Annotated in this window: 20 protein-coding genes; 10 read left to right on the top strand and 10 right to left on the bottom strand. The window is 71.2% G+C overall.

All coding sequences use genetic code 11. The features are described 5' to 3' along the window. Positions 1 to 40 precede the first annotated feature (40 nt). From pstS to ABZ948_RS16860, 4 genes are all read right to left on the bottom strand, one after another. Positions 41 to 1168: a phosphate ABC transporter substrate-binding protein PstS gene (pstS, locus tag ABZ948_RS16875; protein ID WP_359760208.1), complete on the bottom strand. Its 1128-nt coding sequence runs from the start codon at positions 1166 to 1168 to the stop codon at positions 41 to 43. 247 nt (positions 1169 to 1415) lie between these two features. Next, positions 1416 to 1862 (bottom strand): NUDIX hydrolase, encoded by a 447-nt coding sequence (locus ABZ948_RS16870; RefSeq protein ID WP_359760206.1) that lies wholly within the window; start codon positions 1860 to 1862, stop codon positions 1416 to 1418. Next, positions 1859 to 2932 carry a CHAD domain-containing protein gene (locus ABZ948_RS16865; protein WP_359760204.1) on the bottom strand — a complete coding sequence of 358 codons (1074 nt, stop codon included), beginning with the start codon at positions 2930 to 2932 and terminating at the stop codon, positions 1859 to 1861. Before ABZ948_RS16865 ends, ABZ948_RS16870 begins: the two co-directional genes overlap by 4 nt. Then, positions 2913 to 5279: an RNA degradosome polyphosphate kinase gene (locus ABZ948_RS16860; protein ID WP_359760202.1), complete on the bottom strand. Its 2367-nt coding sequence runs from the start codon at positions 5277 to 5279 to the stop codon at positions 2913 to 2915. The genes ABZ948_RS16865 and ABZ948_RS16860 overlap by 20 nt, the downstream gene beginning before the upstream one ends. A gap of 193 nt (positions 5280 to 5472) precedes the next feature. Here ABZ948_RS16860 and ABZ948_RS16855 point away from each other — a divergent pair, with 193 nt between their 5' ends. The 6 genes from ABZ948_RS16855 to ABZ948_RS16830 are packed head-to-tail and all read left to right on the top strand — an operon-like array spanning position 5473 to position 10796. After that, a complete protein-coding gene (locus ABZ948_RS16855; RefSeq protein ID WP_359760201.1) occupies positions 5473 to 6015 on the top strand; it encodes an RNA polymerase sigma factor in 543 nt (180 codons plus the stop codon). Beyond that, positions 6012 to 6848, top strand: a complete 837-nt coding sequence (locus ABZ948_RS16850; RefSeq protein WP_359760199.1) for a cupin domain-containing protein — start codon at positions 6012 to 6014, stop codon at positions 6846 to 6848. Before ABZ948_RS16855 ends, ABZ948_RS16850 begins: the two co-directional genes overlap by 4 nt. After that, complete coding sequence (locus ABZ948_RS16845; protein ID WP_359760198.1) at positions 6845 to 7705, top strand: ABC transporter ATP-binding protein; 861 nt, start codon at positions 6845 to 6847, stop codon at positions 7703 to 7705. Before ABZ948_RS16850 ends, ABZ948_RS16845 begins: the two co-directional genes overlap by 4 nt. Beyond that, the gene (locus ABZ948_RS16840) at positions 7702 to 9219 is read left to right on the top strand and encodes an ABC transporter permease (protein ID WP_359760196.1); all 1518 of its coding nucleotides are present in this window, start codon (positions 7702 to 7704) and stop codon (positions 9217 to 9219) included. The genes ABZ948_RS16845 and ABZ948_RS16840 overlap by 4 nt, the downstream gene beginning before the upstream one ends. Next, a complete protein-coding gene (locus tag ABZ948_RS16835) occupies positions 9207 to 9854 on the top strand; it encodes an ABC transporter (protein WP_359760195.1) in 648 nt (215 codons plus the stop codon). The genes ABZ948_RS16840 and ABZ948_RS16835 overlap by 13 nt, the downstream gene beginning before the upstream one ends. Positions 9855 to 9866: 12 nt before the next feature. Then, entirely contained in the window at positions 9867 to 10796 is a 930-nt protein-coding gene (locus tag ABZ948_RS16830) for a LysR family transcriptional regulator (protein ID WP_359760194.1), read from the top strand. 1 nt (position 10797) lies between these two features. Here ABZ948_RS16830 and ABZ948_RS16825 read toward each other — a convergent pair whose 3' ends face one another. From ABZ948_RS16825 to ABZ948_RS16815, 3 genes are read right to left on the bottom strand one after another with little or no spacing between them, the layout of a single operon-like run. Continuing rightward, on the bottom strand, positions 10798 to 11145 hold the full coding sequence (locus ABZ948_RS16825) for a DUF397 domain-containing protein (RefSeq protein WP_359760192.1): 348 nt from the start codon (positions 11143 to 11145) through the stop codon (positions 10798 to 10800). Beyond that, positions 11142 to 11345, bottom strand: coding sequence for a DUF397 domain-containing protein (locus ABZ948_RS16820; RefSeq protein ID WP_359760190.1), 204 nt, complete (start codon positions 11343 to 11345; stop codon positions 11142 to 11144). The genes ABZ948_RS16825 and ABZ948_RS16820 overlap by 4 nt, the downstream gene beginning before the upstream one ends. After that, entirely contained in the window at positions 11342 to 12166 is an 825-nt protein-coding gene (locus ABZ948_RS16815; RefSeq protein WP_359760188.1) for a helix-turn-helix domain-containing protein, read from the bottom strand. The genes ABZ948_RS16820 and ABZ948_RS16815 overlap by 4 nt, the downstream gene beginning before the upstream one ends. 134 nt (positions 12167 to 12300) lie before the next feature. On the opposite strand from ABZ948_RS16815, the gene ABZ948_RS16810 reads away from it, so the two are divergent. The 4 genes from ABZ948_RS16810 to ABZ948_RS16795 all read left to right on the top strand — a co-directional run bounded on the left by ABZ948_RS16810 (position 12301) and on the right by ABZ948_RS16795 (position 15838). Further along, the gene (locus ABZ948_RS16810; protein ID WP_359760186.1) at positions 12301 to 12462 is read left to right on the top strand and encodes a hypothetical protein; all 162 of its coding nucleotides are present in this window, start codon (positions 12301 to 12303) and stop codon (positions 12460 to 12462) included. After that, on the top strand, positions 12459 to 12716 hold the full coding sequence (locus ABZ948_RS16805) for a hypothetical protein (protein WP_359760184.1): 258 nt from the start codon (positions 12459 to 12461) through the stop codon (positions 12714 to 12716). Before ABZ948_RS16810 ends, ABZ948_RS16805 begins: the two co-directional genes overlap by 4 nt. A gap of 128 nt (positions 12717 to 12844) precedes the next feature. Beyond that, the gene (locus ABZ948_RS16800; RefSeq protein WP_359760182.1) at positions 12845 to 13693 is read left to right on the top strand and encodes a hypothetical protein; all 849 of its coding nucleotides are present in this window, start codon (positions 12845 to 12847) and stop codon (positions 13691 to 13693) included. A gap of 84 nt (positions 13694 to 13777) precedes the next feature. After that, positions 13778 to 15838: a pectinesterase family protein gene (locus tag ABZ948_RS16795; RefSeq protein ID WP_359760180.1), complete on the top strand. Its 2061-nt coding sequence runs from the start codon at positions 13778 to 13780 to the stop codon at positions 15836 to 15838. A gap of 74 nt (positions 15839 to 15912) precedes the next feature. Here ABZ948_RS16795 and ABZ948_RS16790 read toward each other — a convergent pair whose 3' ends face one another. The 3 genes from ABZ948_RS16790 to ABZ948_RS16780 all read right to left on the bottom strand — a co-directional run bounded on the left by ABZ948_RS16790 (position 15913) and on the right by ABZ948_RS16780 (position 20222). Continuing rightward, entirely contained in the window at positions 15913 to 16935 is a 1023-nt protein-coding gene (locus tag ABZ948_RS16790) for a glycoside hydrolase family 5 protein (protein WP_359760178.1), read from the bottom strand. A gap of 178 nt (positions 16936 to 17113) precedes the next feature. Then, complete coding sequence (locus tag ABZ948_RS16785; RefSeq protein WP_359760176.1) at positions 17114 to 18346, bottom strand: LmeA family phospholipid-binding protein; 1233 nt, start codon at positions 18344 to 18346, stop codon at positions 17114 to 17116. Between the two features lie 58 nt (positions 18347 to 18404). Further along, positions 18405 to 20222 carry a bifunctional metallophosphatase/5'-nucleotidase gene (locus ABZ948_RS16780; RefSeq protein ID WP_359760174.1) on the bottom strand — a complete coding sequence of 606 codons (1818 nt, stop codon included), beginning with the start codon at positions 20220 to 20222 and terminating at the stop codon, positions 18405 to 18407. Positions 20223 to 20325: the final 103 nt, after the last annotated feature.

The following is a 20325-nucleotide window of genomic DNA, read 5'->3' as shown; positions in this document are numbered from 1 at the left end:
TGCGGCCCGGTCCCCGGGAGGAGACCGGGCCGCACTCGGATCAGCTCAGGCCCTCGATGGTGGTGCGGACCTGGGAGATGATGTCGGCGGGGATCGGCGCGTAGTCGTTCTCGGCGAGGACCTTCTGGCCGTCCTCGGAGGCGATGTAGCGCAGGAACGCCTTGGTGGCGGGCAGCGTGTCGGACTTGTTGCCCTTGTCGCAGACGATCTCGTAGGTGACGAGGACCATCGGGTAGGCGCCCTCGGCCTTGGTGCCGTAGTTCAGCTCCAGGGCGAGGTCCTTGCCCGTGCCGACGACCTTGGCCTCGGAGATGGCCTTGGTGGCGTTCTCGATGGTGGCCTTGACGGGCTGGGCGGCACCGGTGTCGAGGTCGACGGTCTTCATGCCGTCCTTGGCGTAGGACAGCTCGAAGTAGCTGATGGCGCCGTTGGTCTGCTTCACCTGCTGGGCGAGGCCGGAGGAGCCGGAGGCGGACTGGCCGCCCTTGGCCTGCCAGGTCTTGCCGCCCTCGTAGGGCCAGTCCTTCTTGGCCGTGGCGATCAGGTACTTGGTGAAGTTGTCGGTGGTGCCGGAGTCGTCCGAGCGGTGGAACGCCTGGATCTTGAGGTTCGGAAGCTTCGCGTTGGGGTTCAGCTTCTTGATCGCCGGGTCGTTCCAGTTGGTGATCTCGTTGTTGAAGATCTTGGCCAGGGTCGAGGCGTCCAGGACGAGGTTGTCCACGCCGTTGACGTTGTAGCCGACCGCGATCGGGCCGCCGACCATCGGCAGGTCGATGCCCTGGCCGCCGGAGCAGACCTTCTTCGACGCCTCGACCTCTTCGGGCTTCAGGGCGGAGTCGGAGCCGGCGAAGGCGACGCGGCCCTGGGTGAACGCGGTGACGCCGGCGCCGGAGCCGCCGCCCTTGTAGTTGATCTGCACGCCCTGGCAGGCGGCGGCGAACTGCTTCACCCAGGCGTCGATCGCGTTCTTCTGCGCGGACGAGCCGTCGGCCAGCAGCTGGCCCTTGGCGTCGTCGCACTTGACGTTGCTCGGCGCGGCGGCGTTGGAGGAGCCGCCGGGGGTGTTGCCGCCGGTGTCGTCGGAGCCGCACGCCGTGAGGGCCAGGGCGCCGGAGACGGCGAGAGCACCGAGAGCGAGGGCCCGCCGGTTCATGCGCTGAAGCTTCACTTGAGTTCCTTCCAGGAGCCGCCGTCCTGATCGGCGGCGTGCGAGGACTGGCTGACGCGGGACGCGACTGCACCCGACAGGGCGCGGCTCACGTCGGTAAGGCTGAAATTAGGCAGATCAGGTGAAGCCGCCGATGGGCGCAAATGAACGAGGGGTGAACCCCTGCCTAAGGCCTGGTTAGGTCACGGAACGCTTACGGGGAGAGCACGTACGCATTCCGCTTCGGGAGCGGACCGACGAAATCCGGTCAGCCGGCCGTGCGGGGCAGGTGAAGTACGGCGAGCAGCGCGTCGACCAGGGGCCGGTCGTAGGGCTGGGTGAGGCGGGCGCGGGCTGCCGCCGGAGCCAGCCACAGGACCCGGTCCACCTCGTCCGTCGGGGAAAAAGCGCAGGTCACCGCCTCGGCCGCCCAGTAGCGCACCTGCTTGGGGCGGCCGTTCGCCCGATAGCGCAGGGTGGGCAGCTCGGCGCCCGGCACGGCCCGGCAGCCGGTCTCCTCCGCGACCTCGCGCAGAGCGCCGGCGAGCGCGTCCTCGCCGCGCTTGAGCTTGCCCTTCGGCCAGGACCAGTCGTCGTATTTCGGCCGGTGGACGAGGCACAGTTCCAGCCCGGCGGTGGCGGGGGAGCGGCGCCACAGGACGCAGCCGGCCGCCCGGACGGTGCGGTCCTCGCCGGGACCGGGGCCGGGGTTCACCGGGTACTCACCGCCTCCTTCTGCCAGGACTGCTGGAACGCGAACCGCGCGGCCTCCACCTCGTGCCGCTGGTCGGCGTGGAGCACGCCGAGGGCGTACGCCGTGGCCGGGGCGATGCGGGGGGTGCGGGCCGCCTGGGCCGCTGCCGCCGCTGCCTCGGAGGCGTCGCGGTGGCGGTTCAGGGCCTGGCCCGCGGAGAGCAGGCGCAGGTCGACGACGGCGTTGCCCTTGGGGCCGCTGACGGCCTCGCGGGCGTAGCGGTGCAGGCGCAGCAGCAGGCGGACCTGGTGCCAGGGGGCGTCCTGCGGGTGCGGGACCGTGTCCGGGGACAGGCCGTGGACGAGCGCCGCGGCGTTGTACGGGCTGCCCGCGGTGATGAGCGGCAGGGCGGTGACGGCGTCCCTGAGGCGTTCCTCCGCCGCCGTGGCGTGGGGGCGGAGGTCGGTGGCGGCGGCCGTCGTGGTGAGGGGGACCTCGCTGGCCAGGACCGCGACCTTGTCTGCGATGGCGTGGAAGCGGCTGCTGCCCAGGGCTTGCAGGGCCGTGGAGTGGGCCCGGGTGCGGGCGAGGGTGAGCTGGCGGTCCAGCAGGGCGCCTGCTTTCGCTGCTCCCACGGTGAGGTTGCCGCGTTCCTGCGTCGCCGTCTGGTGGGACTGGGCGTCGGCCCGGTGCCCCGCGGCCGGCTCGGTCGCCTGTGCGGGGAACGCCGTCGACCCCGACAGGCGGTGCAGGGCCGACAGCAGGCGTTCCAGGCGGGCCGTGTACGCGTGCTCCATGGCCAGGGTGCCGGAGACCCAGGCCAGTTCCGGGCGCATGCCCTCGCACCAGTCCGTGTCCAGCAGGGGCTGGAACGTGTGCAGGCTGGCGCTGATGCGGCGGGCCGAGCGGCGCAGAGCGCGGGCCGCCTCGGCGGACCCCTCCGAGCCGCTCGCCCCGGACCCCGTCTCCCGGTGCAGGCGCAGCGCTCGGAGGAACTCCGTGGCCTGGGTCCGCAGGTAGCCCGCGAGGGCGTCACCGGTGGGGGCGGGACCGGCCACAGGGTTCGTCGGGTCAAGGTGTTGCTGTGCCACGCCGGCGCCTCCGGGCGTCTATGAGCATCTCCTGGACGTTGCGCAGGGGCTGGCCGTCCGCGTCGGTCGCATGCCGGGTCCAGTCGCCGTCCGGGCCGAGGTGCCAGGAGGCGGTGGCGTCGGACATGCCGGTCTCCAGCAGCCGGTTCAGGGCCGCCCGGTGGGCCGGGTCGGTGACCCGGACCAGGGCCTCTATCCGGCGGTCGAGGTTGCGGTGCATCATGTCGGCGCTGCCGAACCACACCTCGGGCTCGCCGCCGTTGCCGAAGGCGAAGACCCGGGAGTGCTCCAGGAACCGGCCGAGGATCGAGCGGACCCGGATGTTCTCCGACAGGCCGGCCACGCCCGGGCGCAGCGCGCAGATGCCGCGCACCCACACGTCCACCGGCACGCCCGCCTGGGCCGCGCGATAGCAGGCGTCGATGACGGCCTCGTCGACCATCGAGTTGACCTTGATGCGGACGTACGCGGGGCGTCCCGCACGGTGGTGCTGGATCTCCTTGGTGATCCGCGAGACCAGACCGTCGCGCAGCGACTTGGGCGCCACGAGCAGGCGGCGGTAGGTCTCGCGGCGCGAGTAGCCGGAGAGGCGGTTGAAGAGGTCCGAGAGGTCGGCGCCGACCTGCGGGTCGGCCGTGAGCAGGCCGAGGTCCTCGTAGAGGCGGGCCGTCTTCGGGTGGTAGTTGCCGGTGCCGACGTGGCTGTAGCGGCGGAGCGTCTCGCCCTCCTGGCGGACCACCAGCGACAGCTTGCAGTGGGTCTTCAGCCCGACCAGGCCGTAGACCACGTGGCAGCCGGCCTCCTCCAGCTTGCGGGCCCACTTGATGTTGGCGTGCTCGTCGAAGCGGGCCTTGATCTCGACCAGGACCAGGACCTGCTTGCCGGACTCGGCGGCCTCGATGAGCGCGTCGACTATGGGGGAGTCGCCGGAGGTGCGGTACAGGGTCTGCTTGATCGCGAGGACGTCCGGGTCGCCGGCCGCCTGCTCCAGGAAGGCCTGGACGGAGGTGGAGAACGAGTCGTACGGGTGGTGCAACAGCACGTCCCGCTCGCGCAGGGCGGCGAAGATGTCCGGCGCGGACGCCGACTCGACCTCGGCGAGGTCGCGGTGGGTGCCGGCGACGAACTTGCGGTACTTCAGCTCCGGGCGGTCCAGGGAGGCGATGCGGAACAGGCCCGTGAGGTCCAGCGGGCCGGGCAGCGGGTACACCTCGGCCTCGCTGATCTTCAGCTCGCGCACGAGGAGGTCCAGGACCTCGCGGTCGATGGACTCCTCGACCTCCAGGCGCACCGGCGGCCCGAAGCGGCGTCGCATGAGCTCCTTCTCCAGGGCCTGGAGCAGGTTCTCCGCGTCGTCCTCCTCGACCTCCAGGTCCTCGTTGCGGGTGAGGCGGAAGGCGTGGTGCTCCAGGACCTCCATGCCCGGGAACAGCTCCTCCAGGTGGGCGGCGATGACGTCCTCGATGGGGACGTAGCGGCCCGGGGAGCTCTCCAGGAAGCGGGACAGCAGCGGCGGTACCTTCACGCGGGCGAAGTGCTTGTGGCCCGTGACCGGGTTGCGCACGACGACGGCCAGGTTCAGGGACAGGCCGGAGATGTACGGGAAGGGATGTGCCGGGTCGACCGCCAGCGGGGTCAGCACCGGGAAGATCTGGTGCCGGAAGAGGGTGAACAGGCGGGCCTGCTCCTTCTCCTGGAGCTCGCTCCAGCGGACCAGGTGGATGCCCTCCTCCGCGAGTGCGGGGGCGACGTCCTCGTGGTAGCAGGCGGCGTGCCGGGCCATGAGCTCGCGGGAGCGGGCCCAGATCATCTCCAGCACCTCGCGGGGCTGGAGGCCGGAGGCGGAGCGGGTGGCGACGCCGGTGGCGATGCGGCGCTTCAGGCCGGCCACCCGGACCATGAAGAACTCGTCCAGGTTGCTGGCGAAGATCGCGAGGAAGTTGGCCCGCTCCAGCAGCGGCGTGTTCGGGTCCTCGGCGAGTTCGAGCACGCGCTCGTTGAACGCGAGCCAGCTGCGCTCCCGGTCGAGGAAGCGGCCCTGCGGCAGCTGGACGCCGTCGACCTGCGACTCCTCGTACGCGTCGAGGTCGGCGTCGATGTCGGGTTCCAGGTCGGAGACGGCCGCGGCCACCGTGTGCGGGCGGTGGGCTGCTATGGAGCCCACGGAGGGCTGCGCGTGCTGGACCTGTGCCTGGGTGTTCGGCTGGCTCATGGACCCATTCTTCCGCGCCGCGAGCATCACGGGCGCGTCGGAGAGCGCGGGTGGGAGCGGGGGCGTCACATGAGTGTTCCCGTTTCCCTCAGGCCCCTGCTGGGGCGGCGAAGGCTCTGGCACGGCGGGATTCATTGGCCGAGCTTCGCAAGCTCGTCTGAATCGATGGTTACGGAGACATGACGTGCGGGATAGCGGGGGGCGGCTCGCGGGCGTCCACAGGCCCGGGGCGGGGCGCGGGCGGCTGCCCACAGGCTGTGGACGGCGCCCGGGAAAGTCAAGCCGTGCTTTTGTGAACCGTTCCGGCCGGGCCGTGCGATGAGGGGACGTGAGCGAAACGAGAAGCGACGGGGAGCTGCTGCGGGCCGTTGCCGCGGACGCCGACCGGCGTGCCTTCGAGGAGCTGTACCGGCGGTACGCGCCGTGGCTCCGGGCCCGGCTGCGGGGGCGGTGCGCCGATCCGAGTGTCGTCGACGACGTCGTACAGGAGACGTTCCTCGCGGTGTGGCGGGGCAAGGCCCGCTACCGGGAGGACGGCGATGTGGCCGGGTGGCTGTGGCGCATCGGGTCGCGGCGGCTGGTGGACGCGCTGCGCGGGGACGGGGCGCGGGGGCGGCTGCGGCAGGCCCTGGCACGCCTGCGGCACCGGGACGAGGCGTCGGCGGAGGAGCGCGTGCTCGCGGGGGTGGAGCACGGGGACCTCGCCGGCGCCCTGGTCCGGCTGTCGCCGGAGCTGCGTGCGGTGCTGCAGGCGACGGTGATCGACGGGCTGACGACCCGTGAGGCGGCCGTGCTGCTCGGGATTCCGCCGGGGACGGTCAAGACGCGGGCCATGCGGGCCCGGAAGCAGTTGCGGGAGGCGTTGGCATGAGCTGGCACGTGCCTGAAGAGGATCTGCGCGCCTATGCGCGGGGGGAGCTGGCCGCGCCCGCGCTGTGGTCGGCGGACACCCATCTGACGTCGTGCGCCCGGTGCCGTGGCGCGCTCGCCGAGGTCGGTGACCCCGTCGAGCTCGACGCGGGCTGGGAGCGGCTCGACGCCGAGCTCGACGCGCCGCGGACCGGGGTGCTGGAGTCGCTGCTGGTGAGGGTGGGGGTGGCCGGGCACACCGCGCGGCTGCTGGCGGCGGCGCCGGTGCTGCGGCGGTCCTGGCTGGGGGCCGTCGTCGCCGTGCTGCTGCTGAGCGTCGGGGCGTCGCACGCCGTGCGGGGCGGGGAGTTCCCGACGCTGTTCCTCGCCCTCGCGCCCCTGCTGCCGCTGGCCGGGGTGGCGCTGTCGTACGGGCCGGCGCTGGATCCGACGTACGAGATGGCCGTGGTGGCGCCGCTGCACGGGTTCCGGCTGCTGATGATCCGGACGGTGGCCGTGCTGGGCGTGGTGCTGGGGCTGAACGGGCTGGCGACCCTGGCCCTGCCCGAGTACGGGCTGCGGGCCCTGGCCTGGCTGCTGCCCGCGCTCGCGCTCACCGCGACCGGACTGGCCCTGACGCCGCGGCTGGGGCCGGTGCTCGCGCCGTCGCTGGTCGGCGGGGCGTGGGTCGGGCTGCTGGTGACGGCCGACGCGCTGCGGGCGGGGGCCGAGGCGCCGCTCGCGCCGTTCACCCCGGCCGGACAGGGCGTGGCGGCGGCGGTCGCCGGGCTCGGCGCCGGGCTGCTCTATCTCCTCCGTGACCGTTTCGATCTCTTCCAGGGACGTGCCGTATGACTCCGACCGTGTCCGCCTCCGGCCTCAGCCTGCACTACGGCGGCACCCGTGCCCTCGACGACGTGTCGCTGCGGCTGACCGGCGGCGTCACCGGCCTGCTCGGGCCCAACGGCGCCGGCAAGACCACACTGCTGCGGGTGCTCGCCACGGCCCTGCCCGCCGACCGGGGCGCCTTCACCGTGCTCGGGCACGATCCGGGCACCACCCGGGGCAGGCAGGAGGTGCGCCGTCGCCTGGGCTACCTGCCGCAGACGCCGGGGCTCCACCCCGACTTCACGGCCTTCGAGTTCGTCGACTACGTGGCGATCCTCAAGGAGATGAACGGCCGGGCCGCCCGGCACCGCGAGGTGCGGCGGGTGCTCGACGAGGTGGGGCTGGCCGACGTCCGGGGGAAACGGATCCGCAGGCTGTCCGGCGGGATGCGGCAGCGCGTCGCCCTGGCAGCCGCCCTGGTCGGCGATCCGGGGTTCCTGGTGCTGGACGAGCCCACCGTCGGGCTGGACCCGGAACAGCGCATGCGCTTCCGGGAGTTGATCGCCGGGGCCGGTGAGGGCCGCACGGTGTTGCTCTCCACCCACCAGACGGAGGACGTGGCGATGCTCTGCCACCGCGTGCTCGTCATGGCCGGCGGCCGGGTCCGCTTCGAGGGAACTCCGGCCGAGCTGACGGCCCGGGCCTCGGGGAGGGTGTGGAGCAGCGCGGAGCGCGACCCGGGCGCCAAGGCGGGATGGCGTACCGGGACCGGGACCTTCCGGAACATCGGAGATCCGCCGGACGGGGCCGACCTGCTCGAACCCACCCTGGAGGACGGCTATCTGCTCACCCTCGACGGTGCCGGGGCGGGGGTGGCCGCATGACCGCCGTGGTGGACAAGCCGGTGCGGCCCGCTGTCCGGTCCGAGCCGGGCGGGCCCTGGGCCGCCGTGTTCGCGCTGGCCCTGTTCGAGACGCGCCGACTGCTGACGAGACTGCCGGTGATCATCGCCTTCGTCGGGTACGCCGGCTGGACCGTGTGGCGCTCCGGCAAGGCCTGGGGCGACTTTCCGGCCCTCCAGGACGCCGACCGCGACACCCAGGCGGCGCCGATGCTCATCGGCCTCGCGGTCCTGCTGTGCGTCAACCACGCCGCGCTGCGTTCGCGACGGCACGGGACGGAGCACCACTTCGGGGTGCTCGTGCTCCCGCCGTGGCGGCGTACGGTCGCCCACGCGCTGTCGGCCGTGACCGCGGCGCTGTTCGTCGCCGGGTGCGTGGCCGCGCAGTTCGGCCGGGAGGCGCTCAGGCCCGGCGCGATCGGGCGGGGGTCGGTGGGCGAACTGCTCGTGGGGCCGCTGACCGTGCTGCTGTTCGGGCTGGTCGGGCTGCTCCTCGCCGGTCTGGTGAGGTCGGTTCTCGCGGCCCCGCTGCTGGTCGTGGTCTTCCTGTTCCTGTTCCTGTTCTTCTCGGGCATGAGCGCCGACGGGAGCCGCTGGCTGCTGCCGGTGGTCGCCGAGGGCACCAGCAACACGCTGCCGTCCGACCTGATGGGCCGGCCCGCCGCCTGGCACGCCCTGTATCTGGCAGGGCTGGCCCTGTTCCTCGGGCTGCTCGCGGTGCTCGTCGCCGGGAACCGCAAGCCGCTGGTGCTGGCGGGTGTCGCCGGTGCGGTCGCGATGACGCTGGTCGGCGGGGTGGCCCAGGCGGGCGGCGACTCGCCCGAGCTGATCCGGGCCCGTGAACGGGCCACGCTCGACCCGGAGCGGGTGCAGTCCTGCGTCCGGCGGGACGGATCGACGTACTGCGCCTTCCCCGAGTGGGGGCCGCGGGTCGACGACTGGGCCGGGGTGGTGGACCGCGTCCGGTCCCTGGCCGGGGGCAGCGCCCACCGGCAGGACGTCGTCGTGCGCCAGCGGGTCGAGGCGCGCTACGGCCTCAGCGGCGACGGTGCCCTGATGCCTCTGGAGCGTCCGCACGAGGTGACCGTGGGCACCCAGTGGGGCGGGAACCGCGTCCCCGAGTTCTCGGCCGCCGTGGCCGGTGTGCTGGTGGCGGGGAACGAGAAGGCGTCCACCTCGATGTGCGACGGCCGCATGGTCACGGTCATGTGGCTGACCGTGGGCTGGGAGTCCGACCCGTTGGCGGCGCTGCGCCGCGTCCGCCTCAACGACACCGTGACCGGCTCGGACCTGGTGCTCCAGCCGACGGACGGGCTGTACATGACGGACGCCCAGACCGAGGTGCTGCGCGAACTGCTGCGGCGACCCCGGAGTGAGGTCACCGCACGAGTCAAGGCCCACTGGGCCGAGCTGACGGCGCCGAAGGTGACGGCGGCCCGGGCGGCCGGACTGCTGGGCGTCGAGGCACCCGAGGGGGACGACAAGTGCCTGGACTGAGGGTCGAGTTGACCGTCGCCGTCGCCCGGACCCTGCCGTGGGGCGTGGTCGGCGCGGCCGGTGCGACGGGGCTGCTGATCGCCGCGCTGTCCCGGACGGCGGGCGAGGAGGGCGACTGGCTCGCGCTGCCCCTGCTGCGCGCGGCGATCCTGGCCTTCGCGATGGGCCTGGTGTTCCTCCTGGACGACCCGGCCCGGCACACCACGTCGACGGTGCCGACTTCGCGCCCGCTCCGCGTCGCGCTGCGGGTGGCCCTCGTCGCCCCGGCCGTGGCGGCCTGGTGGACGGTCGCGCTGCTGCTCGTGCCGCCGGACATCCGGCCGCCGGTCGCCGCCGTGACGCTGGAGGCCGGTGCGGCCTTCGCGCTGGCGGTGGCCGGTGCGGTGGCCGTGGTGCGCTGCAGCGACCTCACCCGGCCCGGCCCGCCGGTCGCGGCCGGCCTGCTGACCTCGTCGCTGCTGGCCCTGCTGCTCTCGCCGCCCTGGTGGGCGTTGTTCGTGCCGGTCGACGACGACCGGTGGGCGGCGGCGCACGACCGGTGGGCGGTGCTGCTGGCCGGGGCGGTGGCCGTGGGGGTCGTCGGCGCGGTGGAGCCGGTGCGCCGGTGGTCCTTGCGGCGGGCCGGGCCCCGTTAGGACCATGCACCGGTGGACCTCAAAGCCGTACGGGCCTTCGTCGCGATCGCGGACTCCGGGCAGTTCCAGAAGGCCGCGGTGGATCTCTCGCTCACCCAGCAGGCCGTGTCCAAGCGGATCGCCGCGCTGGAGAAGGACCTCGGGGTGCGGTTGCTGGTCCGTACACCGCGGGGAGCGGAACTCACCATCGACGGGCAGGCCCTCCTGCCCCACGCCCGCGCGCTGCTCCGGGCGGAGGAACGGGCGCTGGCCGCGGTACGCCCGGGGGACCGCGCGCTGCGTGTGGACGTCGTGGGCCGCAGGGCCGCCACGGCCGGCCTGGTACGGGACTTCCACGGCGCCCGTCCGGAGATCGCGCTGGACGTCATCGCGCTGTTCGGCGCGGACGCGGCGGTGACGGCCGTGCGGGACGGGGCGGTGGACGCCACGTTTCGCGCGGTGACCATGCCCGGGCACCGGCTGCCGGACGGTGTCTCGGCCGTTCCCGTCCTGGACGAACCGCTCCGTCTGTGCGTCGGCCCCGGCCACGAGTTCGCCGACGCGCCCTCGATCACTCCGTCGCGGCTGGCCGGGCAACGGATCTGGATGCCGGGCAACACGCCGGGGACGGAATGGTCCGCCTACTACGACGAACTCGCCGAGACGTTCGGCCCGACGATCGACACGATCGGCCCCGACTTCGGCATCGAAGCGCTCCTCGACACCATCGCGGACTCCCCGACCCTGGCGACGTTCCTCAGCGAACGCACGCCCCTGGTCTGGCCGGCCGACCACGACCTACGCCTCGTCCCGGTGATCGATCCGACCCCGGTGTACCCCCACTCCCTGCTCTGGCGGACGGACAATCCCCATCCGGGCCTGGCGGCACTCCGCGACCACTTGGTGGCCACGCGGCCGCGGCTGACGGAGGGGGAGGTGTGGAAGCCGGGTTGGGCGAGGTGAGTCAGCCCTTCACCCCGCTGAGAAACGCCGCCCACGGCCCCGACCGGAACACGAGCACGGGGCCGTGCGGCGTCTTGCTGTCGCGGACCGGGACTATGCCGGGGTGGTTGTCGGCGACTTCGAGGCAGTCGTTGGCTCCCCCTTCGCTGTAGGAGGACTTACGCCAGACGGCAGTAGTGAACGAGGACCAGGTGCTTGCGCCGAACACGACTACTGGACCGTGCGGCTGCTTGCTGTCGCGGACCGGGACTATGCCGAGGTCGTTGTCGGCGACCTCGACGCAGTTGTTGTCTCCTCCGTCGCTGTAGCTCGACTTGCGCCACACAGCGCTGCTGAGCTCGGGGATCACGCGGTCTCCCGCACGCCGCGCACGAATGCGGACCAGGACGCGGCGGAGAAGAGCAGCGGGCGGGCCGCGGGTGTTTTGCTGTCGCGGACGGGGACTATGCCGGGGTGGTCGTCGGCGACTTCGAGGCAGTTGTTGGCGCCCCCGTCGCTGTAGCTCGACTTGCGCCACAGGGCGGTGGTGAGGTCGAGGTTGTTCGTCATGATCTGTGCTCCTCCCGTACGTCCCTGATGAACGTGAGCGAATCCGACGGGGACAACGCCAGGTCGCGAAGCCGATCGTAGGACGCTCGCTCCCGAAGAACCTCGCCCGGATCCTCGATGAGCCGACCGCTGCTGTTGCCTTCCGTGTAGGCAACAGCGCTTCCGTCCAACTGCCAGAGCAGCGTCAGCGACCCGTTCATATGGTGGTGCGCTCCCGCTGAGAACGGCAGTACCTGGAGCGCCATGTTGGGCCACAACGCGGCGCTCTCGAGGTGCAGCAGCTGGTCCTCCCAGGTCTTGCCCTGGGCAGCGGGGCGTCGGAGTGCGAACTCGTCGACGATGACGCGGACTTCGGGTTCCGGCTTCTGACGCAGCAGGTACTGGCGACCGAGCCGCGCCGCCACCTGTTCCTCGACGACCTCGTCCCCGTCGGCCGTTGTCTGGGCCCCAGACAACACCTCCCGGGTGAAGTCCTCGGTCTGCAGAAGCCCTGGCACACCCAGCGAGAACACCCACATGATCCGTGCTGTCGCCTCCAGGGCCATGTACTCCTTGTACTGGTCCTTGAACGCGTCCAGCCGAGCCGCCTTCCAGTGGCTCAGCAGCAGGTCACCGGTGCCGTAGTAGCCGTCCAGGTCCTCCATGACAGTGACCTTGGAGAGCCGCTCCCCGGACTCCAGCCGGCTCAGATAGCTCTTCTCGTACCCGGTCTCGTCGGCCAGTTGCCCCAGTGACTTCCCGGCCTTCTCCCGCAGGACCTTGAGCGTCTGCCCGAGCATCGCCCGCCCGGAGACCGGCTGAGCGTCAACCTTCTCCCCCATGTCACCCCTCCCCGTTGCCTGGCCCGCCAGACAACACCTGGCCTCTTCCGCAGCGTACGCGCGATCAGTGACGATCGAGACACGAACGGTAATCACCGCTCGTCATCCCCCTGCTCATGCCGAAGGGCACCGCCATGCCTCTGCGTCTGCGTCTGCGCCTCGCCGGACTCTGCGAGACGGTCCTGCTCGCTCTCCTACGGCTCCTGCTCCCCTCGGAGGGGCGCCACCGAGCCACACAGCCCCAGCTCGTACACCCGTACCTGCCGACCACCGAAGCGATGGAGGTCTCCGCATGAGGCTGCTCCCCTGGACCGACGCCGACGGCAAGCCCTGCTACCTCAGCACCGACAACCCGCACAGCCTGCTCTCCCAGCTCGCCGACGACATCGAGGCCGCCCAACTGGCCTCCGCGGAGCAGGTGCTCGCCGGCGCCAGGGCCGTGCTGGGTGACCCCAAGGCCGGTGATCGCGCCCTGCGCTTCGCGTTGACCCGTGCCCTGGAGTCGCTCGGGGACGTGCTGCGGGTCGCCGTTCGGAAGGGCGCCGGGTGACAAAGCCGGACAGGTGCCCCCAGCCAGCTGTCAATGTCCTGTCATACCCGTCGGTAGCGCGAACTCCCGCCTCTCATCTGACATCTTCATCGCCGTCAGAGAACCGCAAGCAGGAGTGAGCCCCCCACATGCGACTCACACGCAAGTCAACTCTGAAGCAGTGCGGCGCAGTTGCTGCTTCCGTCGTCCTCGCCATAACCGGTCTGCTGACCGGCGCGGGGACCGCCACGGCCGGGCCCGCCGGGGCCACCAACATCCGGGGTGTCGACCCGGGCGACACCGACCGGATGATCGAGCGGCTCTGCGGTCAGGAGACGAGCCTCACCGGCGTCTACGGCGCCCTGAACGTCGACACCGGTGAGTTCAAGACCCGCGACGAGTACCTGCGGGACGTCTTCGGGCTGTGGCAGCCGGCAGGGCCGTGGGAGCTGTTCCGCGGCTGGTGCGGGTACGCCGAGGCCTCCACCTGGTCGATCAAGGGCGACACCGTCCGCACCTCCCGGTGGATCGGCAACAAGGGGTCCGCCGACGACAAGGAGACCTTCGTCAGCAGCTACAGCACCAAGACCTTCGCCAAGAAGAGCGTCGGCGGCACCATCAGCCTCTCCCTCGCCAAGAGCATCTTCTCCGGCACTGTGGGCGGCAGCGCCGGCTACGAGTGGGGCTGGGAGAAGGAGTCCCGGTTCGAGACCCGCAGCGAGAAGACCATCCCGCCCTGCCGGCAGGTCGCCGTGACCTGGACGCCGTACCAGCGCGTGGTGCGCGTGAACCCGGTGTTCCACGTCGAGGACTACGAGTGGAACAAGGGCGACGGCGACCGGACCGTGCACAGCTGGCGCGACCGGGGCTACCGGACGATCTACTCGCACGGGTACTACATCGACGGCATCTCCGACAAGCTCCTCCCCAACGGCCAGCCCGACGGCCGTGAGGACAAGATCGAGGAGAAGCTCGACCCCAAGTCCTGCACGCAGTAGGCGGCTTGGGCAAGGCGGCAACCTTTTCGTGCGGGGCGGCGACCCCATCGCGGATCATCCCCCCGCACGGAACGGATTCGCCGCATGAGTGAGCCGCGAAGCACCCCCCGCCACCGCAGAAGCCGCACCGCCCTGGCGGTCGGGGTCCCCCTGGCCCTGACCGCCGCCGGCACCCTCGCCTACGGCACCGACCTCGGTGTCCTCGGCCTCACCGCGCAACAGGCCTCCGCCGCCGCCCCCTCCTGGGCCACCGACACCGCCGACGGGTTCGCCTCCGTCAACTCCCTCGGACAGAACGGGACGTACGGCGGGCGCGGCGGTCAGGTCGTCACCGTGAAGACGCAGGCCGAGCTGGAGAAGTACGCCACCGCGACCCAGCCGTACGTCATCGTCGTCGCCGGGGCCATCACCATGAACCCGGTCGGCAAAGAGATCAAGGTGCAGTCCGACAAGACCATCGTCGGGGCCGGGACCTCCGGGCACATCGTGGGCGGGGGGTTCTTCCTCGGCCAGGGCGTGCACAACGTCATCATCCGGAACCTGACCATCCGGGACTCGTACCAGGGCGTCTGGAACGACAAGGACCACGACTTCGACGCGATCCAGATGGACGGCGCCCACCACGTGTGGATCGACCACAACGACCTGCGGCACATGGCCGACGGGCTCATCGACGTCCGCAAGGACTCGACGAACGTCACCGTGTCCTGGAACAAGCTGAGCGACAACAACAAGACGTTCGGCATCGGCTGGACCGAGAACGTCAAGACCGACATCACGATCCACCACAACTGGATCCGCGAGACCGAGCAGCGCAACCCGTCCACCGACAACGCCGCCCACGCGCACCTCTACAACAACTGGCTGGAGGACGCCCCGGGCACGAGCATCAACTCGTCGTACGGGAACTACTCGCGCGGCGCGACCAAGATGGTCCTGGAGAACTCCTACTTCCAGGGCGTGAAGAACCCCGTCATCAAGGACAGCGGCGCCGCCGTCGTGCAGCGCGGCAGCGTCTTCTCCGGGACCAGCGGGCGCAACGAGAGCGGCGGGACGGCCTTCGATCCGAAGACGTACTACCCGTACACCCTCGACAAGGCCGCCGACCTGCCGTCGGTCCTGAAGTCCGGTGCCGGGCCCCGCGCCTCCATCGGCACGACCGCCGCCGCGTCCGCCAAGGCCGCCGCCGCGACCACCCTCACCGTCGCCAAGGACGGCAGCGGGCAGTACACGAGCGTCCAGGCCGCCGTGAACGCCGTGCCCGCGGGCAACCCCTCCCGTGTCGTCATCGCCGTGAAGCCGGGGACGTACCGGGAGCTGGTGAAGGTCCCCTCCAACAAGCCGCACGTCACCATCCAGGGCACCGGCGGCAGCCGCAAGGACACGACGATCGTCTACAACAACGCGTCCGGGACGCCGAAGCCCGGCGGCGGCACGTACGGGACCGGCGGCAGCGCCACCGTCGCCGTCGAGGCCGACGACTTCCAGGCGCGGAACCTGACCATCTCCAACGACTTCGACGAGAAGGCCAACCAGTCCCTCAACGGGCATCAGGCCGTCGCGTTGCGGACCGCCGCCGACAAGGTGTTCCTGGACGGGATCATCGTCAGCGGCGACCAGGACACGCTGCTCCTGGACACCGCGTCGAAGGACCGGCTGGGCCGGGTCTACGTCAGCAACTCCTATGTCATCGGCAACGTCGACTTCATCTTCGGCCGGGCCACGGCCGTCGTCGACAAGTCCGTCATCACGCTGAAGAAGCGCTGGGACGGCACCTCGTCCGGGTACATCACCGCGCCCAGCACGGCCGCCAACCGCAAGGGCATCCTGATCGCCAACTCCACGGTGAACGGGGACGTCTCGGCCGGCAGCTTCTACCTCGGCCGGCCCTGGCACGCGGGCGGGGACGCCTCCCTCGACCCGCAGACCACCGTCCGCAACACGAACCTGAGCAGCGCGATCAAGTCGGCCCCGTGGACCGACATGAGCGGCTTCTCGTGGAAGGACGACCGGTTCGCCGAGTACAAGAACACCGGTGCGGGGGCGGGTTCGGCGAGCTCCAACCGGCCGCACCTGACCGACGCGCAGGCCGCGAACCAGGAGGTCGCGGACTGGCTCGCGGGCTGGACGCCTTCGGCGTCCTGACGGCTCCCTTCCGGGTTCGGCTGACCATCCGCGCCGAACCCGGAAGGGCCACCATCGGCTCCCGTGGGGGGCGTCTACTGCTTCCAGGCCCAGTGCAGCCGGTCCAGGCCGCTCTGGTTGTTCACCGTCAGGCTGAGGTTCGTGCCCGTGCCCTGGAGCGTGGTGAGGGAGTAGGTGTCACCGTTGCGCAGGCCGGGCCAGTAGACCGAGCCCAGGCCCAGCTCCCGGATGGTGTCGGTCGCGGCCTGGATGTAGGCGACCTCGTTGGAGCCGTTGACGGGGCCGTTGTAGTCCAGCCCCGTGGTCATCGAGGCGCCGAACTCGTCGAGGATCGTGCGCGAGGCGCAGTCCCCGATGCGGGCCTTGAAGTCCTGCTTCCACTGGTCGACGCTGGTCCAGTCGGTGTGCCAGAAACCGTAGTTGTGCAGGGCCAGGCGGGTGCCCTTCAGGCGCGGGTCGGCGCAGACCGGCTTGACGTCCTCGCTGTACTTGTAGCCGCCGATCAGGACCCGGTCGCGGGGCACGTTGTTGTGGACGGTCACCCACTTCGCCGCTATGTCGGTCCACTCCTGCGCGGTGTAGCCGAACGGCTCGTTCATCGGCTCGAAGTACACCTTGGAGTTGCGGGCGTAGGCGGACGTGATCCGCGCCCACATCTGGTCCCAGGACGCCTGGTTGTCGATCTTGCCGTCCTTGGCGTTGTCGGCCTCCCAGTAGCCCAGGATGACCTTGAAGCCCTTGGCGGTGGCGGCGTCGATCGCGCCCCGGTACGACTTCCAGAACGGGCCGTTCACCGAGGTCGGGTTGACCGGGAGGCGGACGGTGTTGGCGCCCAGCTTGGAGAAGCCACCGATGATCGCTCTGGACTTGGCGTAGGTGGTGGCGTAGCTGTCGGAGGTGGACAGGCCCGAGGGCACGACCGCGTCGTCGGCGTAGTTGTCGCGCGGGTCGGCCCAGTTGACGCCCTTGAAGTCGCTGACGGGCGGCGGTGCGGTGGGGGAGGCGGCCGCGGGGGAGGCGAGGACCCCGCCGAATGCCGTGGCGCAGGCCAGCAGCGCCCCCAGGCCGGCTGTCCCCCGATGAGTCTTTCGTGACACGACGTCCCCTTCTGAGCAGTTGCGTGCGCGAGAACTCGCGTACTGATCGGCGGCTCGTTGGCTCCCGCAAAGTAGAAGAGGGGTCGAACAGAGGTCAACACATCTGCACACCAAATCTCATCAAGAATGCAGCCGCGCCCCCGCCGTCGGCCCGGCTGTACCCCCGCCGCCGGCGCGGCTACGACCCCACCGAGAGCCCCGATCCCGACACCCGCACCCGGATGCCGTCCTCCTCCACCCGTACGTCGTCCAGCCGTACGTTCCCCTGCTCCGGCTTCGGCAGTTCGAACGCCAGCGACAGCCGGTCGGCCAGGACCGGCCGGGTCAGCCCGGACAGGGAGTCGAGCAGGCCGGGGTCGAGGCCGAGGCGGCGCAGCACCTCGGGGTTGTCCAGGGCCAGGTCGATGAGGTTGAGGCGTTCGGCCTGGCGGGCGAAGCGCGGGGAGCCGGTCAGTTCGGCGAGCTCGCCGTCGTCGGCCAGGGCCTGGCGGACCGTCGCCTCGGGCACGCCCATGCGCTGCACGATGGCCGGGACCGACAGCAGCGCCCTGGCCTTGCGGGTCTCCCGGGCCAGGTCGGCGCTCCCGCGGGGGGTCAGGTGCAGGCCCTCCGAGGCGCGGGTGCCGGGGCGGTAGGTGGCCAGCTCCCCGATGTCCAGGCGCATGCCGCCGATCTCCGTGGCGATGCCCCGTTCGCCCTGCCGCTGGATCCGGGCCTCGGCCCGCAGCCGCAGGTTGTGCCCGGCGACCGGCAGGGTGCCGCGGGCCCGGACCCGGTCGCGGCCCTCGCCGGTGAACGTCACCTGGGAGGCGCCCAGTTCGCGGTTGAGGTCGGCGAAGGACAAGATGACGTCCCCCTCGAACCGGGGGACGTGGGCCCCGCGCACGGAGGTGAGCCCGTCGGCGTCCAGCCGGATGTCATGGGCCGTGGCCGACACCTTCGCGAGCGAGATCCGGTCGGCGGCGACGTCCGGGACGGTCACCTTCACCGAGTCCAGCCGTTTGTCGGCGAGTTGGGTGAGGAAGGGGAACCCGCCGATCTCCACCTCGGGCGCGGCCGCCAGGTCGAGGCGGTCCTTGAGGGTGTCCGCGGCCCGGTGCTCGGCGTAGAGCACGGCCCAGCGGTCGCCGAGCGCGGTGAACGCGGCGAGCACGGCGAGGCCGACCACCGCCTTCACCGCGAGCGGCAGTCCGGCGAAACGATTCTTCCTCCTACGGCCGCCCCGGCGGTGCACCGGTGGGGCCCAGGCGTCCTCGGCGGCCTCCTCGGAGCCCTCGGAGCCCTCGGAGTCCCAGGGCTCCTTCCGGAACTCCTCCAGAGGGGTCTCCTCCAGCGGCCCGTCGTCGAGGGCGCCGAGTTCCTCGTACGGGTTCGGACGCGGATGCGCATCAGTGTGGTGGGGGGTACGCATCGATCCATCCGACCATGCGCACCGCCCCCACCCGCAACCTGAACTCCAGGTATGCGATTTACTTCACGATCGTGATCCGGTCCGCCTTCGGCGGTGCGAGCGGGCTGCCGGCCGAGGAGTTGGCCGTCAGGTACTGCTCCAGCGCGGCGAGGTCGTCGCTGCCGACGACGTCGTTGGCGCCCTGGCCGAGGGTCGGAAAGCCGTCGCCGCCGCCCGCGAGGAAGCTGTTCGTCGCGACGCGGTAGGTGGCCGCCGGGTCGATGGCCGCGCCGTTCAGCCGGATCGAGTCCGTGACGACCCGGTCGGCACCGGACTTGGTGAGGTCCAGCGTGTAGGTCAGGCCGGAGGAGACCTGGAGCACCTTCGGCGACGCCGCGTTCGGGCCGGTCACCTGCTCCTTGAGCACCTGGATCAGCTGGGCGCCCGTGAAGTCCTGGAGGTTCACAGTGTTGGCGAACGGCTGGACCGTGAAGCCCTCGGCGTACGTCACGACACCGTCGCCCTCACCGGCCTTGGCCGCGTAGGTCAGCGGTGCCCGGATGCCGCCGGGGTTCATCAGCGCCAGGTCGGTCTCCGGGTCGAGCTGCTTGCCGTGGGCGAGCTGGGCGTCGGCGATGAGGTCGCCGAGCGGGGACTCGGTGCCGGTGTTGCCGATGTCGCCGGAGATGTAGCCGATCGGGCGGTTGCCGATGGGCGCGGCCAGGGTGTTCCACTTGCCGATCAGCTCGGTCATGTCGGGCGCCTTGGGGACGTCCCGGGTGACCACGTGGTTCGCCGACTTCACGGCCGTACGGGCGATGTCGCCGGTCAGCCGGTCGTACGTCAGTGTCGTGTCCGTGTAGAGACGGCCGAAGGACGCGGCCGAGGTGACCATGCGGGGCTTGCCCGCCGGGTCGTTGATCGTGCACACGTACGGGGCGTGGGTGTGCCCCGTCACCAGCGCGTCGACCTGCGGCGTGATGTTCTTGGCGATGTCCACGATCGGGCCGGATATGCCGTCGCCCGCGCCCGGGGAGTCGCAGTCGTAGTTGTACGACGCCGACGCCGGGAAGCCGCCCTCGTGGATGAGGGCGACGATCGACTTCACGCCCTGCTTCTGGAGCACCTTGGCGTACTTGTTGATCGTCTCGACCTCGTCCTTGAAGGCGAGGCCCTTGACGCCCTCGGCGGAGACGATGTCCGGGGTGCCCTCCAGGGTCACCCCGATGAAGCCGACCTTGACGTCCTTCTTCTTCCACACCCAGTAGGGCTTGAGGATCGGCTTCTGCGTCTTCTCGTCGAGGACGTTGGCGGCCAGGTAGGGGAAGTCGGCGCCCTCGAACTCCTCGTCCGTGTAGCAGCCGTCCTTCGGGTGGCAGCCGCCGTTCTGCAGGCGGGCCAGCTCCTTGGCGCCCTCGTCGAACTCGTGGTTGCCGACGGAGGTGACGTCCAGGTCGAGCTTGTTCAGCGCCTCGATGGTCGGCTCGTCGTGGAAGAGGCCGGAGATCAGCGGGGAGGCGCCGACCATGTCGCCGCCGGCGGCGGTGATGGAGTACTTCTCGCCCTGGCGGGCCTGCCGCAGGTGCGTGGCGAGGTACTCGACGCCGCCCGCGTCGATGGTCTTCGTCGTGCCGTCGTGCTGGTGCTCGGTGACCCGGCCGGACGAACCCGTCGGCGGCTCCAGGTTGCCGTGCAGGTCGTTGAAGGACAGCAACTGCACGTCCTGGTAGCGGCCGGGCCAGTGGCCGCCCGTGCGGTGGTCCTCACCGGCGGTCGCCGCCCCCGGCAGCGCCGCGGCGGCCAGCGCGCCGACGGTGACGACACCGGCGGCAAGAGCGACAAAACGGTACGTACGACGTCTCCGGTGCTCCGGATGCGCCGCGGAACTGGCTGGCATACGCCCCCCTGTGGGTCTGCTGGGACAGTGATGTCGTCCGGCGCAGCCTAGAGTCAACGCGCGTAGCGCGACAGGCCCTTCGTGGTTACGACCTGGTTGCTTC

It is taken from the genome of Streptomyces olindensis (assembly GCF_040645895.1).
GTDB lineage: Bacteria > Actinomycetota > Actinomycetes > Streptomycetales > Streptomycetaceae > Streptomyces > Streptomyces olindensis.
Note: the sequence above shows the minus strand (reverse complement) of the source record. Positions and strands in the feature narration are given on the sequence as shown.

Coding starts and splice junctions, on each gene's coding strand:
- ABZ948_RS16860 (WP_359760202.1), bottom strand. CDS start 5,279: ATGAATCCCGCCGTGCCAGAGCCTTCGCCGCCCCAGCAGGGGCCTGAG.
- ABZ948_RS16850 (WP_359760199.1), top strand. CDS start 6,012: ATGAGCTGGCACGTGCCTGAAGAGGATCTGCGCGCCTATGCGCGGGGG.
- ABZ948_RS16845 (WP_359760198.1), top strand. CDS start 6,845: ATGACTCCGACCGTGTCCGCCTCCGGCCTCAGCCTGCACTACGGCGGC.
- ABZ948_RS16840 (WP_359760196.1), top strand. CDS start 7,702: ATGACCGCCGTGGTGGACAAGCCGGTGCGGCCCGCTGTCCGGTCCGAG.
- ABZ948_RS16820 (WP_359760190.1), bottom strand. CDS start 11,345: ATGACGAACAACCTCGACCTCACCACCGCCCTGTGGCGCAAGTCGAGC.
- ABZ948_RS16815 (WP_359760188.1), bottom strand. CDS start 12,166: ATGGGGGAGAAGGTTGACGCTCAGCCGGTCTCCGGGCGGGCGATGCTC.
- ABZ948_RS16810 (WP_359760186.1), top strand. CDS start 12,301: ATGCCTCTGCGTCTGCGTCTGCGCCTCGCCGGACTCTGCGAGACGGTC.
- ABZ948_RS16805 (WP_359760184.1), top strand. CDS start 12,459: ATGAGGCTGCTCCCCTGGACCGACGCCGACGGCAAGCCCTGCTACCTC.
- ABZ948_RS16800 (WP_359760182.1), top strand. CDS start 12,845: ATGCGACTCACACGCAAGTCAACTCTGAAGCAGTGCGGCGCAGTTGCT.
- ABZ948_RS16795 (WP_359760180.1), top strand. CDS start 13,778: ATGAGTGAGCCGCGAAGCACCCCCCGCCACCGCAGAAGCCGCACCGCC.
- ABZ948_RS16785 (WP_359760176.1), bottom strand. CDS start 18,346: ATGCGTACCCCCCACCACACTGATGCGCATCCGCGTCCGAACCCGTAC.
- ABZ948_RS16780 (WP_359760174.1), bottom strand. CDS start 20,222: ATGCCAGCCAGTTCCGCGGCGCATCCGGAGCACCGGAGACGTCGTACG.